The following is a 13,970-nucleotide window of genomic DNA, read 5'->3' as shown; positions in this document are numbered from 1 at the left end:
GTCTTCGCCGCAAGACGCTCATGCGACAGGGAAATAGCGTACATAGACGAATTCATCACCATCCGGCGACCAGTTGGGCGAGTTCATCGTGCCCTGCCCGCCGAAGAGATCGAACAGCGTCTCGGCATTGCCGCCGTCGATGTCCATCAGCCGGACGCGGACGTCGAGATCACGCGGATGGTCGAGGACATCGGCGTCGTAGGAGATGAAGACGATCTTGTCACCCTTCGGCGACGGATGTGGAAACCAGTCGCCGTAATCGCTGTCGGTGATCCGCTCCGCCGGACCACCGGCGGCCGGAACGCGCCAGATCTGCATGAGCCCGCTGCGGCTGGAGTTGAAATAGATCCACTTGCCGTCGGGCGAATAATCCGGCCCGTCATTGCGGCCCTCGCCAAAGGTCAGCCTGGTCTCCTCACCGCCTTCGATACCGATCGTATAAATGTCGAATTCGTCGCCGCGGATGCCGCAATAGGCGAAGCTTTTTCCGTCGGGCGACCAGCCATGCCAGTAGGACGGCAGGTTCCGGGTCACTAGCCTCGGTACACCGCCACCGACGGGAAGCACATAGATCGCCGACTTGCCGAACTCCACCTTGTCGGAAATGGCGATCAGCGAACCGTCAGGCGAAATGCCGTGGTCGTTGTTGCATTGCAGGGCAAAGCCCGTATCGACAAGTTGCGGACCGCCGTCACCGTCCGGTGACAGCCGATAGATCAGGCCCTCGCTGTTCAGCATCAGATATTGCCCGTCCGGAGACCAGTTGGGCGCCTCGAACAGGGCTTCCGTCTGCCAGACCACCCGCATCGTCCGGCTTCGGATGTTGAAGATCTCGACCGAGCTGCGCAGGGCCATGATCCCTCTCCTACCGGTCCCGGAACCGGTTGGTGATCGGGTAACGCCGGTCGCGGCCGAAATTCTTCTTGGTGATTTTTACCCCGGGCGCCGATTGCCGCCGCTTGTATTCGGCGAGATACAGGAGGTGCTCGATCCGGTGCACGGTGGCGATATCATGCCCGCGGGCGATGATCTCCTCGGTGCCCATCTCCAGCTCGACAAGGCATTCCAGGATATCGTCGAGTACCGGATAGGGCGGCAGCGAATCCTGGTCGGTCTGGTTGGGCCGAAGTTCCGCGGATGGGGCCTTGGAGATGATGTTCTTCGGGATCACCTCGCCGCTCGGGCCGAGCGCCGTCGGCGGCAGGTGTTGGTTGCGCCAAGCGGACAGCGCATAGACCTGCATCTTGTAGAGGTCCTTGATCGGGTTGAAGCCGCCGTTCATGTCGCCGTAGAGGGTGGCGTAACCGACCGACATTTCCGACTTGTTGCCGGTCGTCACCACCATCGAGCCGAACTTGTTGGAGATCGCCATCAGGATCGTGCCGCGGGCGCGGCTCTGGAGGTTCTCCTCGGTAATGCCCTCCTCGGTTACCTCGAACAGTTCGGCCAGCGCCGACGAAAAGCCGTCCACCGGCTCGGCGATCTGCACGATGTCGTAACGGCAGCCGAGCGCCCTGGCGCAATCGGCGGCGTCCTTCAGCGAGTCCTCCGACGTATAGCGATAGGGCAGCATCACCGTGCGCACCCTCTCCTCGCCGAGCGCATCGACGGCGATCGCCGCGCAGATCGCGCTGTCGATACCACCGGACAGGCCGAGCACGACCGACTTGAAGCCGTTCTTGTTGACGTAATCGCGGAAACCGAGAAGGCAGGCGCGGTAATCCGCCTCCTCCTTTTCCGGAATGCGCGCCATCGGCCCTCGGGCGCAATGCCAGGTCTCGCCAATCCGTCTCCACTCGGTGACGGCAACGGCCGGCTCGAACTGGCTCATCTGGAAGGCAAGCGACTTGTCCACATTGAAGGCGAAGCTGGCGCCGTCGAAGACCAGTTCGTCCTGGCCGCCGAGCTGAGCCGCATAGATCATCGGCAGGCCGGTCTCGATCACCTGCTTCAGGACGACCTGGTGGCGGATATCCACCTTGCCGCGATAATAGGGCGAACCGTTCGGCACCAGCAGGATTTCCGCGCCGCTCTCCGACAGCGTCTCGCAGACGCCGAGATCGCCCCAGATGTCCTCGCAGATCGGGATGCCGAGCCGCACGCCGCGGAAATTGACCGGTCCCGGCATCTCGCCGGCGATGAAGACGCGTTTCTCGTCGAACTCGCCATAGTTCGGCAGGTCGATCTTGTCGCGCACGGCGATCACCTTGCCGCCGTCGAGCACAGCGATCGAATTGTGGCGACCCTCCTTGCCCAGGCGCGGAAAACCGATGATGACGCCGGGACCGCCGTCGGCCGTATCGGCCGCGAGCTCCTCGACCGCCTTCAGGCACGCCTTCAGGAAAGCCGGCTTCAGAACGAGGTCTTCAGGCGGATAACCGGACAGGAAAAGCTCGGTGAAAAGAACGATATCCGCCTCCTCGCGGGCGGCATCTCTTCGGGCTTCTCGGGCCAGCGCCAGATTGCCGGCGATATCGCCGACGGTCGGGTTGAGCTGGGCGACGGCGATGCGGAAGGTCTGGCTGATGTCCTGGGTCATGGTACCGATTTAGCGTCCGCAGCAGATGGGGGCAACGTGTTCCGAGAGTTTTTTGTCCGTCAGGCGGATGTGGGCCGATCGTCCGGATAATGCGGCACGCCGTCCTCGGGCAATTCATAGAAATCCGCCTTGTCGGCGCAATAGATGTGCTCGCCCATGACAAGCCCGCTCGGCTGGTCGAAGGCGCCCGCCAGGATCGAAATGCTCTGTGCGCCCTCCGCCTGCCAGAACAGCGCCGAGCCGCATTGCGAGCAGAAGCCGCGCCGCGCTTCATCGCTGGCGCGATACCAGCTGAGCGCCTCCTCGCCTTCGAGCGTCATGTTCTCGACGCGAACGCTGGTCGCCGCGTAGTAAATCCCGGTCTGACGGCGGCATTGCGAACAATGGCAAGCCGTAACCGTCCGCAGCGGACCGACCGTTTCAAACCGGATCGCACCGCACAGGCAACGACCGCTGTTCTTCTGCTCCATGCAACATCCCCGACGAAAGCAACATGCTCAGTGTCGCGAGCGCGGGCCACGGGGTCAAATCTATTCGGCTGATCATGCCATCAGGGGAAATAATAGTAAAAGGCCAGCGTCACCGCCGGCCTTCTCCGATTTTCAGCTACCGTGCGTGGCAGTTCAGCCGTTGACGACCATCCGCTTTTCGTCGCGACCGCTCTTCATCCGCTCGGCGAGCAGGAAGGCCAGTTCCAGCGCCTGGTCGGCGTTGAGACGCGGATCGCAATGGGTATGGTAACGGTCCTGCAGGTCGCCGGCCGAGACCGCACGGGCGCCGCCGGTGCATTCGGTGACGTCCTTGCCGGTCATCTCGATATGGATGCCGCCCGGATGGGTGCCTTCCGCACGGTGGATCTGGAAGAAGCTCTCGACTTCCGACAGGATCCGGTCGAAGGGCCGGGTCTTGTAGTTGTTGAGCGTGATCGTGTTGCCATGCATCGGATCGCAGGACCAGACCACCTTCTTGCCTTCGCGCTCGACGGCGCGGATCAGCTTCGGCAGGCTCTCGGCGACCTTGTCGTGGCCGAAACGGCAGATCAACGTCAGGCGGCCGGCCTCGTTGGCCGGGTTCAGCGCGTCGATCAGTTCGATAAGATTGTCGGCCTGCAGCGACGGACCGCATTTCAAACCGATCGGGTTCTTGATGCCGCGGAAATATTCGACATGCGCATGGTCGAGCTGACGGGTGCGGTCGCCGATCCACAGCATGTGGCCGGAGGTCGCGTACCAGTCGCCGGACGTGGAATCGACGCGGGTGAAGGCTTCTTCGTAACCGAGCAGCAGCGCTTCATGACTGGTGAAGAAATCCGTCTCGCGCAGGCTCGGCTGGTTCTCCGCGGTGATGCCGATCGCCTTCATGAAATCCATGGTTTCGCTGATGCGGTCGGCGAGCTTGCGGTAACGCTCGCCCTGGGGGCTATCCTTGACGAAGCCGAGCATCCACTTGTGGACGTTTTCGAGATTGGCATAACCGCCCATCGCGAAGGCGCGCAAAAGGTTCAGCGTCGCCGCCGACTGGCGGTAGGCCATCATCTGGCGTTCCGGATCGGGAATGCGCGATTCCGGCGAGAACTCGATGCCGTTGATGATATCGCCGCGATAGGACGGCAGTTCGACGCCGCCCTGCACTTCGATATTCGAGGAACGGGGCTTGGCGAACTGGCCGGCGATGCGGCCGACCTTGACGACCGGAAGCTGGGCGCCATAGGTCAGGACGACGGCCATCTGCAGGAACGAGCGGAAGAAGTCGCGGATATTGTCCGCACCGTGTTCGACGAAGCTTTCCGCGCAGTCGCCGCCCTGCAGCAGGAAGGCATTGCCTTCCGCGACACTGGCGAGCTGCTTCTTCAGGCGGCGGGCCTCACCGGCGAATACGAGCGGCGGGAAGGTCGCGAGCTGAGCTTCCGTGGCGGCCAGCGCGGCCTTGTCCGGAAATTCCGGGACCTGCTGGATCGGTTTTTGCCGCCAACTGCTCGGGGTCCAATTCTGTGCCATCTCGCTCACCTGTTTCAGCCTCGGCCATCCTCTGCCGGGCAAGTCTTTAAAATCGAGGCGGCTTATAGACCTTAACAGCAGCGTTGCATAGCCGTTTTGACCCGCGTTCCCCCTCCGGCTCGTCCCTGCGATGTGCCACGAAAATCGGGCTGACGCCGTCTCCGCTCGGATCGCATGCAGTATGAAATCAGGACATGCCTTGAATTTTAATCCCGTTCTTAGCCACAATTTCACGAATTTGCGCGACGTTTCGCGCAGGTTTTCTTGCTGGGGAGCAGGCGATGCATCCGATGACACGTTTCTGGAAGGATCGCGGTGGCAATTTTGGCGTCATGACCGCCCTTCTGTTGGTTCCGCTCATTGGGACGGCCGGCATGGCGCTTGATTTCGGCCATGCGCTCACCGTCAAGCAGCAACTCGTCGGCGCGGCCGATGCGGCCGCCGTCGGCGCCATCGCCGAGAAATCGAAGGCCGTCGCCCAGGCGATGCAACTGCCCGGAGACGGGAGCGTGGCGCTCGATCCGGCCGAAGCCCGAAGCATCTTCCTCGGTCAGATGTTCGGCGAACTCGCCTCCCTGCCGGTGAGTGTCGATATCCAGGTGGCAAAGAACAACGGCATCCTGACCTCGCACGTAGCGTTCAGCGCAACCCTGCCGACCACTTTCATGACGATCCTCGGCAAGGACGACATCACCGTTTCCGGCCAGGCCACCGCGCAATACCAGACGCCGTCGTTCCTCGACTTCTACATGCTGCTCGACAACACCCCGTCGATGGGGGTCGGGGCGACGCCTGCAGACGTCGCCAAGCTCCGGGCAGCCACCATCAATGGTCGCAATGGAAAAGACAAGGATTGCGCCTTCGCCTGCCACGTCGTCTCGGAAAGCGGCGTCGAGGACAAGGACAGCTATTACAACCTCGCCAAAACGATCGGAGCAACGATCCGGATCGACGTGGTCGCCGATGCGGTCGCCGCGCTGATGACGACCGCGAAAGAGACGCAGACCGTCAACAGTCAGTTCCGGATGTCGGCTTACACGTTCGGGCGCTCCGCGCTCGACGCGAAACTCTTTACGGTCGCCAGTCCGACCACCGATCTGGAAGCCCTCGGCAAGGCGACAGAAAAGATCGAGCTGATGAGCATCCCAAGTCACGACTATCCCAACAACCAGACCGACTACAACGCGGCTCTCACCGGCATCGACGAGAAGATCAAGTCGACGGGCAATGGCACAAGCACCGCCGATCGGCAAGCAATCGTCTTCCTGGTCGCCGACGGCGTCGGGGATGCGCAGCGCTCCGACTGCAAGAAGAAGTTGACCTACACGAAAAAGGGATCAGAACAACTGCCGCGCTGCATGGAACCGATCGACGTCGAATACTGCAACGACATAAAGCTCCGGGGCGTCAAGATTGCGGTGCTCTATACAACCTATCTGCCTCTGCCGGAGAACGGCTTCTACAACAGCTGGATCGCTCCATTCCAGCCAAGTATACCGAGCAACATGCGGGCCTGCGCCACTGAAGGCTATTACTTTGAGGTGAGCCCGACTGAAGGCATCGCCGCCGCGATGAATACGCTTTTCCGCAAGATCGTCAGCGCGCCACGGATCACCAGCTAACAGGAACTGGCGGGCGCGTCAGACGCGCTCGCCGTTCTTCACCCGGTAGCTCGGATTGTACATCGTGACGAGCTCCTCGGACGCCGTCGGATGCACGGCCATGGTGCGGTCGAAACCATCCTTGGTGACGCCGGCCTTCAGCGAAATACCGAGAAGCTGTGCCATTTCGCCGGCGTCGTGGCCAAGGATGTGAGCCCCGACCACCTTGCGGCTTGCCGCCTCGACGATCAGCTTCATGATCATCTTCTCGGCCCGGCCCGACAGCGTCGCCTTCATCGGCCGGAATTCGGCGCGGTAGACTTCGAGCTCCGGATAGCGCCTGGCGGCTTCCTCTTCCGACAGGCCGACGGTGCCGATCTCCGGCTGCGAAAAGACGGCGGTGGCGATCAGGTCGTGGTCGGGGGCGGTCGGATTGTCCTTGTATTCGGTTTCGATGAAGCACATCGCCTCGTGGATGGCCACCGGCGTCAGCTGTACCCGGTCGGTGACATCGCCGAGCGCATAGATATGCGGCACGCTGGTGCGGGAATATCTGTCGACGACGATGGCGCCGCGTTCGTTTATCTCGACGCCCGCGGCCTCCAGGCCCAATCCCGTGGTATTCGGATCGCGGCCGAGCGCCAGCATCACCGTGTCGATGGCAATCGTCTCACCGTTCATGGTCCTTGCAACAAGTCCGCCGGCCGGCGCCTTGGTGACCTCCTCGATCACATCCGTAAGCATGATGCGGATGCCCTTTTCCACCATCGCCTTGTGCAGGCCCTGGCGCATGTCGTGGTCGAAGCGCGAGAGGATTTCCTTGCCGCGATAGATCAGGGTCACGTCGACGCCGAGGCCGTGGAAGATGTTGGCGAATTCCACCGCGATATAGCCGCCGCCGGCGATCAGGATGGAGCGCGGCAGTTCGGGCAGATCGAAGGCCTCGTTGGACGAGATGCAGAGCTCGTGGCCGGGCAGCGCCGCATGGGGATTGGGCGTGCCACCGGTCGCCACGACGATCTTTTCGGCGGTCACGGTCTTGCCGGTCTTCAAGAGCCGGATCGTATGGGCATCGACCAACTCGGCGCGGGTTTCAAGAATTTCCGCACCGTTGTTTTCAAGACCCTTGCGATAGAGGCCTTCAAGGCGGGCGATCTCCCTGTCCTTGGCGGCGATCAGTTTCTTCCAGTCGAATGTGCTCGCTCCGACCTCCCAGCCGTAACCGACCGCATCCTCGAAATGCTCGTGATATTGCGAGGCGTAGACGAAGAGCTTCTTGGGCACGCAGCCCCGGATGACGCAGGTGCCGCCGAAACGATATTCCTCGGCGATCGCCACCCGCTTGCCGAGCGATGCCGCCACGCGTCCGGCCCTCACGCCACCCGATCCGCCGCCAATCACGAAGAGATCATAGTCATAGGCGGTCATAATATTCTCCTTGAGAGCAGGCGGCTGGATGTGGCTCACATATAGGGACGAGAGGCCCAAAAGGAAAAGCCCGGATTGCTCCGGGCCCTTGAAATTACACGGGTGGGCTATGCCATCACGGCTTCGGCGCGGGCGCCGGGGTCGGAGCTGGCTTGGCAGCCGGAGCGGCGGGCTTTGCCGGAGCGGTGGCGGCCGGAGCTGCCGGTTTGGCGGCAGGCGCAGCAGCGGGCTTGGCCGGTGCCGGCGGAGTAGCAGGCTTTGCCGGTGCGGGTGCTGCGGCCTGTGCTTCCGCCGGAGCCGCATCGACGACCGGCGCCTGGATCGGGTTTGCGTCGATGATGCCGCGCAGCTTTTCCGAGCTCTGGTTGGTCAGGTCGCGGGAAATCCCGTTTGCCCAGATTTCGGCGGCCTTGGTCAATTCGCGGCTGACGAGCGGCTGGTTGGTCAAGAGCTTCTTGCCGGTCTCCGTGTTGAAAAAGGTAGAGATCGACTTCAGTTCATCAACCGAGAAGCTCTTGGCGTAAATGCTCGCGGCTTCCTTTTCCAGATCGGCACGGCGCGGTGCAAGCGCCAGCGCTTGCTCATCGACGACGTTCGAGATCTGGCTCTGGAAGTTCGGCGAGGCCTGGATGAACTGGGCCTTCAGACGCTCTGCCAGATTGGGCAGGATGTTGTCGTAGCGATCGGTGACGTTGAGCGCCGTGATCGCATCGCGTGCAGCGGCAAGCTGGGTTTCCGAAACTTCCTGCGCGCGAGCCGATACCGTGAAGGCGCCGGAGAAGAGGATGGCCACAGCGGCGGCACGGCCGAGAACCGCGATTCTGATCATGAGTTGGTTGCTCCTAGTTTACTTCGCCTCGAGCGTCCGCGCTCCAGCCTCACCGGCAATGATCGCTAAGGACGCCATATGAATGAACAGCCCGTGTTCCACGACACCGGGAATGAAATTAAGCTCCGCCGACAGTGCGTCTGCATCAGGAATGCGGCCAAAAGATGCATCGAAAATGTAGTGGCCGCCGTCGGTCATGAAGATATCGGCACCGGATTTGCGCAGCTTCAGCTCGCCGCTCAACCCCAGCCTGGAGGCCGCCTTTTCGATCGCAATCCGGGTCGCCGCCAGGCCGAAGGGATTGATCTCGATCGGCAGCGGAAAGGCTCCGAGCGTCCCGACCAGCTTGCTTTCGTCGGCAATCACGATCATGCGAGCAGATGCCGCGGCGACGATCTTCTCGCGCAGCAACGCGCCGCCGCCGCCCTTGATGAGGGTCAGGCTGGCGTCGATTTCGTCGGCTCCGTCGATCGTCAGATCGAGTTCCGGAAGCTCGTCGAGCGATTTCAGCGGAATGCCAAGCTCGACACAGAGCCTCGCGGTGCGCTCGGACGTCGGCACGCCCTCGACCTTGAAGCCGCCGTGGACCTTTTCAGCGAGTAGCCTGACGAATTCGTCCGCCGTCGAACCGGTGCCGATACCCAGCCTCATGCCGTCCTCGACATAGGCCAGTGCCGCTTGCGCCGCCTTGACTTTCATTTCCCGGGCGTCCATCCGCCAAAAGCTCCCCGCTGTTTTCGCCGACCCGCTGTGTACACGCCTCTCCTGCCAAACGAAAGTCCCCTCGCGGCGGGTTTTACGAAGCCCTGGATTTTACGAAGACGGGCGAATCTCGCATATTTGCATTTCAAGGCAGCATTGCTTAATCCGGGGTATCTTCCCGAACGACGTTCACGAGGTTCCATTGATCGCTCCACTCGTCATTTTCGACCTCGACGGCACGCTGATCGACACCGCACCGGATCTCATCGACAGCCTCAACTATACGATCGAGGACGTCGGCCTCCAGCCGGTGACCTTCGAGGACCTCACCCATCTCGTCGGCCAGGGCGTGCGCGTGATGATCCGCCGCGCCTTCGAACTTCGCAGGGTTGCGCTCGACGAGCCGACGGCGGCCAGGCTGTTCGACCGCTATATGGAGCATTACGAGTCACAGATGCCGGGCAGAAGCCGCCCCTATGACGGCGTCGTCGCGTGCCTCGATCGCCTGTCGGCAGCCGGCATGCGGCTCGCGGTCTGCACCAACAAGTCCGAACGGCTCGCCTTCCCGCTTCTCGAAAAGCTGGGCCTTCTGGATCGCTTCGTCGCTATGACCTGCGGCGATACCTTTGCCGTCCGCAAGCCGGATGCCAGGCATATTTTCGGTACGATCGAACGAGCCGGCGGCGATCCGGCGACGAGCATCATGATCGGTGACAGCGTCAACGATATCCTTGCCGCGCAGAACGCCGGCATTGCCTCGGTCGCCGTGACCTTCGGTTATTCCGACGTCGCGGTCGACACGCTCGACCCGGATCTGGTGATCAGCGGCTACGAGGAACTGACCGTGGAGATGGTGGAAACGCTGATTTCCGCCGACCTGAAGCGGCTGGCGGCGGCCAAATAAAAAGGCGGCACGAGGCCGCCTTCTGCAATCCTAAACTCGTTCTCAGCCGGAAAGCCGATCTTAACTCTGGGCCGCGCGGACCTTGGTCGTTGCGGCAAAAGCCTTCGCCGTCGCATCGTCGCGGCCATAGACGTCGTCGAAATACTCGACCTTGCCGTCCTTGTTCGGCCAGGCAGTGAAGTAGGCGACGTAGACCGGGATCCTGACCGGCACCTTGGCGGCGACGTTCTGGCCGGCGGCGATCCGTCCGTTCACGTCGTCGATCGTCGTGCCGAGTACGGCGGCCGCCATCTTGCGTGGTTCGGCGAGCCGCACGCAGCCGTGGCTCAGCGCCCGCATGTCGCGCTGGAAGAAGCTCTTCGAAGGCGTGTCATGCATGTAGATCGCATGGCTGTTCGGGAACAGGATTTTCAGGTCGCCGAGCGCGTTGTCGCTCGATGGCGGCTGACGCACGGAGATCTTCTCGGTGGAGCCGAACCAGTTGACGCTGCTCGACGGGACCGCCCTGCCGCCCACCGATACCTCATAACCCATTCGGTCGAGATAACTCGGATCCTGGCGCAGGTGCGGCAGCATCTCGTTGATGATGATCGACTGCGGCACGCCCCAGTAGGGATTGAACTCGACCGTTTCGATTTCGTCCTGGAAGAAGAAAGTCTGGTTGGCCTTGCTGCCGACCACGACGCGCATCGAGAACTGTTCGGCGCCGCGGTCATGGTAATAGGCCATGAAGGCCGGCTGGTTGATGAAGACATAACGCTGGCCGAGATCGTCCGGCAGCCAGCGCGCCTGCTCCATGGCGACTTCGACCTTCTCGATCTTGTCCCTCGACGTATGGCCGACCATCTTGCGCACGGTCGCATTGCCGATGACGCCATCGGCCTTGAGGCCGACTTCCGCCTGGAAGGACTTCACCAGATCGACGAGTTCCGGCGTGTAGTCCGGGGTCTGCTGGTAGGCCGTCAGCGTCGCCGCATGCTTGGTCTTCAGCGCTTCCGAACCGGTGCGCTGGATGGCGGCGATGATGCCCGCCATATCCGGGCTGCTCTTGCCCGGCTTCAGGAGAATGTCGCTCGGCAGCGAGATCTGCGGACCGTCATCGGCGGCCGCGGCGCGCAGCGTTGCAAGCTCGGCCTTCAGCGCCTGGAACTGAGGGCTCTTTGGTGCGAGATCTTCAAGATATGCCGCGGCATCGGTACCGGTCTGCGCGAAAGGCAGGACGAGCGCGAGCTTGACGTCCTTGCGCTTGAAGTCGTGGAAACCGGACAGCTTGTTCGGATCGATGCGGCCGCGCATCATGTCCTGCGCGAATATCAGCACCTTTTCCGACAGCGCCAGTTCAAACTGCATCAGCGCGCGGTCGTGGCTGTCGGCGGCGGAAACCGGAGCAGATGTCGTCGCGGAAACATTGATGGGGGCGGCCGCATCCGTCGGCGCTGCGACGCTTGCAGTGGTCAGAGTCGGGACCGGCAGGATGTAGTCCGCCGGTTCGAGACCGTATTCGCCGGCGCGCTCGAAGAGCGACAGCACACCCCTCGCCTTCTCATTGACGTCGCCTCCTGAAACCCACACGGGCTCGGCAGCCTTGCTGTAGAAGGCCTCGAGAGCGGCTGCGATTTCCGCCGGCGCCGAAACCCGGGCCTCGGTGATGAAGCGGGTGCCGTCCGTCGCAGCGGCTGCAGCAAAGCCGGCCGTTTTTACAGCCCGTTCGGCATCCGGCTTGTACGTGTAGTATCGAGGACCGGAGACTTTCGGCAACGGCTCGGGGTCGGCGAGGCTGCGCTCGGTCGGCATGCCGGTATTGCCGCCGACGCCCGGCAGGCCGTTATCGGCCCGTCTTGCCCGTTCCGCGCCGGGACCGCCGCGCAGGAGGTCGAGAAGGGTCACGGCATGTGCCGGAACGGCAGCACCGGTAAACATCGAGATACCGGAGACGAGCGCCAATGCGATCGAAGTTTTTTTGTGTTTGTGCTGCAATGTCGTCCCCGTCACCTGCATCCGCGTCTTGATCCGCGGGCTCGAATATGTATCACGCCATCTAACCGATCGCGTGAGGGATGGAAAGAAACGCCCGAGTGACCGGAGGATTTCGGCTCCGCCGGAAACAGCATCGGTGCGCAGCCGGAAGGTTAAGAAACTATTCGTTAAATTTTTACTGACGGCGGTCGACAAGCACCCGGCCACAGGGTGGATTCCCCTGTATAATTCCGCGATCCGTGTCATAAAAGGCACGACGAAAGCGTACCAAAAAGCCTGTTTCGGCGGCTTGCGGACGTCCACCAATCGTATAGTAATGCCGCCGGCCGGCTCCGACGCGGTAACGCGTTGTTGATCTTTCAAGACACCGGCAGCGACCACGAGCAAAAAGAGGCAGCGAAGATGGCATCGACCCGCACCGAAACCGATACGTTTGGCCCGATCGAAGTTGCGAGCGACCGGTATTGGGGCGCCCAGGCACAGCGCTCGCTCGGCAACTTCAAGATCGGTTGGGAAAAGCAGCCGCTTCCGGTCGTTCGTGCGCTCGGCATCGTCAAGCAGGCAGCTGCCCGCGCCAACATGGAACTCGGCGGTCTCGACGCCTCGATCGGCAAAGTCATCGTCGATGCGGCCCAGGAAGTCATCGACGGCAAGCTCGACGATCACTTCCCGCTGGTCGTCTGGCAGACCGGTTCCGGCACCCAGTCGAACATGAACGCCAACGAGGTGATCTCCAACCGGGCGATCGAAATGCTCGGCGGCGTGATGGGTTCCAAGAAGCCGGTGCATCCGAACGACCACGTCAACATGAGCCAGTCGTCGAACGATACCTATCCGACGGCCATGCACATCGCCTGCGTCGAAACCATCGTGCGCCATCTCATTCCGTCGCTGAAGCATCTGCACGAGGCGCTGGAAGTGAAGGTCAAGGCCTTCTCCCACATCATCAAGATCGGCCGCACCCATACGCAGGACGCCACGCCGCTGACGCTCGGCCAGGAATTTTCCGGTTATGCGGCGCAGGTCGGCTCGGCGATTGCCAATATCGAACTGACGCTTCCGGCACTCTCCAAGCTTGCCCAGGGCGGTACGGCGGTCGGTACCGGCCTCAACGCCCCGGTCGGATTCGCCGAAAAGGTCGCCGAGGAAATCTCGAAGATCACCGGCCTGCCCTTCGTGACGGCGCCCAACAAGTTCGAGGCGCTCGCCTCGCATGACTCGATGGTTTTCGCACATGGCGCGATCAACGCCGCCGCCGCCGCGCTCTTCAAGATCGCCAACGACATCCGTTTCCTCGGCTCCGGCCCGCGTGCCGGCCTTGGCGAGCTGTCGCTGCCGGAAAACGAGCCGGGCTCGTCGATCATGCCGGGCAAGGTCAACCCGACCCAGTCGGAAGCGCTCACCCAGGTCTGCGCCCATATCTTCGGCAACCATGCGGCGCTCACCTTCGCCGGCAGCCAGGGCCATTTCGAGCTCAACGTCTACAATCCGATGATGGCCTACAATTTCCTGCAATCGGTGCAACTGCTCGGCGACGCCGCCGTCTCCTTCACCGACAATTGCGTGGTCGGCATCGAGGCCCGTGAGGACAATATCAGGAAGGGCGTCGAAAACTCGCTGATGCTGGTCACCGCTCTCAACACCAGACTCGGCTACGACATCTGCGCCAAGATTGCCAAGACCGCCCACAAGAACGGCACGACGCTGCGCGAAGAAGCGGTTGGCGGCGGGTACCTGACGAACGAGGAGTTCGACCAGTATGTCCGCCCTGAAAACATGATCGGCCCTAAATAAGCTTATCCGACTGACAATATAACGCACAAGCCCGCCTTCCGCATGGCGGGCTTTCTCTTGCGGTCAGTCCAAATTGATTAATTCCGATAATATATCAACTTTCTGACGGTGAATATCCTTTCGGGCTCCAAGTCTGCAAACCCATTAATTTTGATGGAAAATCGGGTGTTTCAGAAATGCGAAATAAGTTTAAGAACAA

At 61.8% G+C, this 13,970-nt stretch carries 11 protein-coding genes; 3 read left to right on the top strand and 8 right to left on the bottom strand.

The genetic code is table 11. The features are described 5' to 3' along the window. Positions 1-18: 18 nt before the first annotated feature. The 4 genes from ACSQ8R_RS07835 to ACSQ8R_RS07820 all read right to left on the bottom strand — a co-directional run bounded on the left by ACSQ8R_RS07835 (position 19) and on the right by ACSQ8R_RS07820 (position 4,536). Positions 19-849 (bottom strand): TolB family protein, encoded by an 831-nt coding sequence (locus ACSQ8R_RS07835; RefSeq protein ID WP_436255407.1) that lies wholly within the window; start codon positions 847-849, stop codon positions 19-21. 16 nt (positions 850-865) lie between these two features. Further along, entirely contained in the window at positions 866-2,539 is a 1,674-nt protein-coding gene (locus ACSQ8R_RS07830; RefSeq protein ID WP_436252829.1) for an NAD+ synthase, read from the bottom strand. A gap of 59 nt (positions 2,540-2,598) precedes the next feature. Further along, complete coding sequence (locus ACSQ8R_RS07825; protein WP_436252828.1) at positions 2,599-3,009, bottom strand: GFA family protein; 411 nt, start codon at positions 3,007-3,009, stop codon at positions 2,599-2,601. Between the two features lie 153 nt (positions 3,010-3,162). Then, positions 3,163-4,536 (bottom strand): class II 3-deoxy-7-phosphoheptulonate synthase, encoded by a 1,374-nt coding sequence (locus ACSQ8R_RS07820; protein WP_436252827.1) that lies wholly within the window; start codon positions 4,534-4,536, stop codon positions 3,163-3,165. Positions 4,537-4,817: 281 nt separating this feature from the next. Between ACSQ8R_RS07820 and ACSQ8R_RS07815 the strand changes: the two genes are divergently transcribed. After that, positions 4,818-6,158 (top strand): TadE/TadG family type IV pilus assembly protein, encoded by a 1,341-nt coding sequence (locus ACSQ8R_RS07815; protein ID WP_436252826.1) that lies wholly within the window; start codon positions 4,818-4,820, stop codon positions 6,156-6,158. Between the two features lie 18 nt (positions 6,159-6,176). Here ACSQ8R_RS07815 and gor read toward each other — a convergent pair whose 3' ends face one another. The 3 genes from gor to rpiA form a co-directional block, all read right to left on the bottom strand. Beyond that, positions 6,177-7,565 (bottom strand): glutathione-disulfide reductase, encoded by a 1,389-nt coding sequence (gene gor / locus ACSQ8R_RS07810; protein ID WP_436252825.1) that lies wholly within the window; start codon positions 7,563-7,565, stop codon positions 6,177-6,179. 115 nt (positions 7,566-7,680) lie between these two features. Next, positions 7,681-8,394 (bottom strand): DUF2059 domain-containing protein, encoded by a 714-nt coding sequence (locus tag ACSQ8R_RS07805; protein WP_436252824.1) that lies wholly within the window; start codon positions 8,392-8,394, stop codon positions 7,681-7,683. Between the two features lie 18 nt (positions 8,395-8,412). Further along, entirely contained in the window at positions 8,413-9,108 is a 696-nt protein-coding gene (gene rpiA, locus ACSQ8R_RS07800; protein ID WP_436252823.1) for a ribose-5-phosphate isomerase RpiA, read from the bottom strand. 190 nt (positions 9,109-9,298) lie between these two features. On the opposite strand from rpiA, the gene ACSQ8R_RS07795 reads away from it, so the two are divergent. Beyond that, positions 9,299-10,000 (top strand): HAD family hydrolase, encoded by a 702-nt coding sequence (locus ACSQ8R_RS07795; protein WP_436252822.1) that lies wholly within the window; start codon positions 9,299-9,301, stop codon positions 9,998-10,000. Positions 10,001-10,060: 60 nt separating this feature from the next. Here ACSQ8R_RS07795 and ACSQ8R_RS07790 read toward each other — a convergent pair whose 3' ends face one another. Next, a complete protein-coding gene (locus ACSQ8R_RS07790) occupies positions 10,061-11,998 on the bottom strand; it encodes a L,D-transpeptidase family protein (protein WP_436252821.1) in 1,938 nt (645 codons plus the stop codon). Between the two features lie 381 nt (positions 11,999-12,379). On the opposite strand from ACSQ8R_RS07790, the gene fumC reads away from it, so the two are divergent. Then, positions 12,380-13,771, top strand: coding sequence for a class II fumarate hydratase (gene fumC, locus ACSQ8R_RS07785; RefSeq protein ID WP_436252820.1), 1,392 nt, complete (start codon positions 12,380-12,382; stop codon positions 13,769-13,771). The last annotated feature ends 199 nt before the right edge of the window (positions 13,772-13,970 follow it).

Origin of the sequence: Neorhizobium sp. LjRoot104 (assembly GCF_964253725.1) — a bacterium.
Taxonomy (GTDB): domain Bacteria; phylum Pseudomonadota; class Alphaproteobacteria; order Rhizobiales; family Rhizobiaceae; genus Neorhizobium.
The sequence above is the reverse complement of the archived record's forward strand: the minus strand, read 5'-3'. Positions and strand labels throughout refer to the sequence as shown.

What these genes read in the sequence shown, in the direction of transcription:
- ACSQ8R_RS07830 (WP_436252829.1), bottom strand. Translation starts at nt 2,539, where the DNA reads ATGACCCAGGACATCAGCCAGACCTTCCGCATCGCCGTCGCCCAGCTC.
- ACSQ8R_RS07825 (WP_436252828.1), bottom strand. Translation starts at nt 3,009, where the DNA reads ATGGAGCAGAAGAACAGCGGTCGTTGCCTGTGCGGTGCGATCCGGTTT.
- ACSQ8R_RS07820 (WP_436252827.1), bottom strand. Translation starts at nt 4,536, where the DNA reads ATGGCACAGAATTGGACCCCGAGCAGTTGGCGGCAAAAACCGATCCAG.
- ACSQ8R_RS07815 (WP_436252826.1), top strand. Translation starts at nt 4,818, where the DNA reads ATGCATCCGATGACACGTTTCTGGAAGGATCGCGGTGGCAATTTTGGC.
- gor (WP_436252825.1), bottom strand. Translation starts at nt 7,565, where the DNA reads ATGACCGCCTATGACTATGATCTCTTCGTGATTGGCGGCGGATCGGGT.
- ACSQ8R_RS07805 (WP_436252824.1), bottom strand. Translation starts at nt 8,394, where the DNA reads ATGATCAGAATCGCGGTTCTCGGCCGTGCCGCCGCTGTGGCCATCCTC.
- rpiA (WP_436252823.1), bottom strand. Translation starts at nt 9,108, where the DNA reads ATGGACGCCCGGGAAATGAAAGTCAAGGCGGCGCAAGCGGCACTGGCC.
- ACSQ8R_RS07790 (WP_436252821.1), bottom strand. Translation starts at nt 11,998, where the DNA reads ATGCAGGTGACGGGGACGACATTGCAGCACAAACACAAAAAAACTTCG.
- fumC (WP_436252820.1), top strand. Translation starts at nt 12,380, where the DNA reads ATGGCATCGACCCGCACCGAAACCGATACGTTTGGCCCGATCGAAGTT.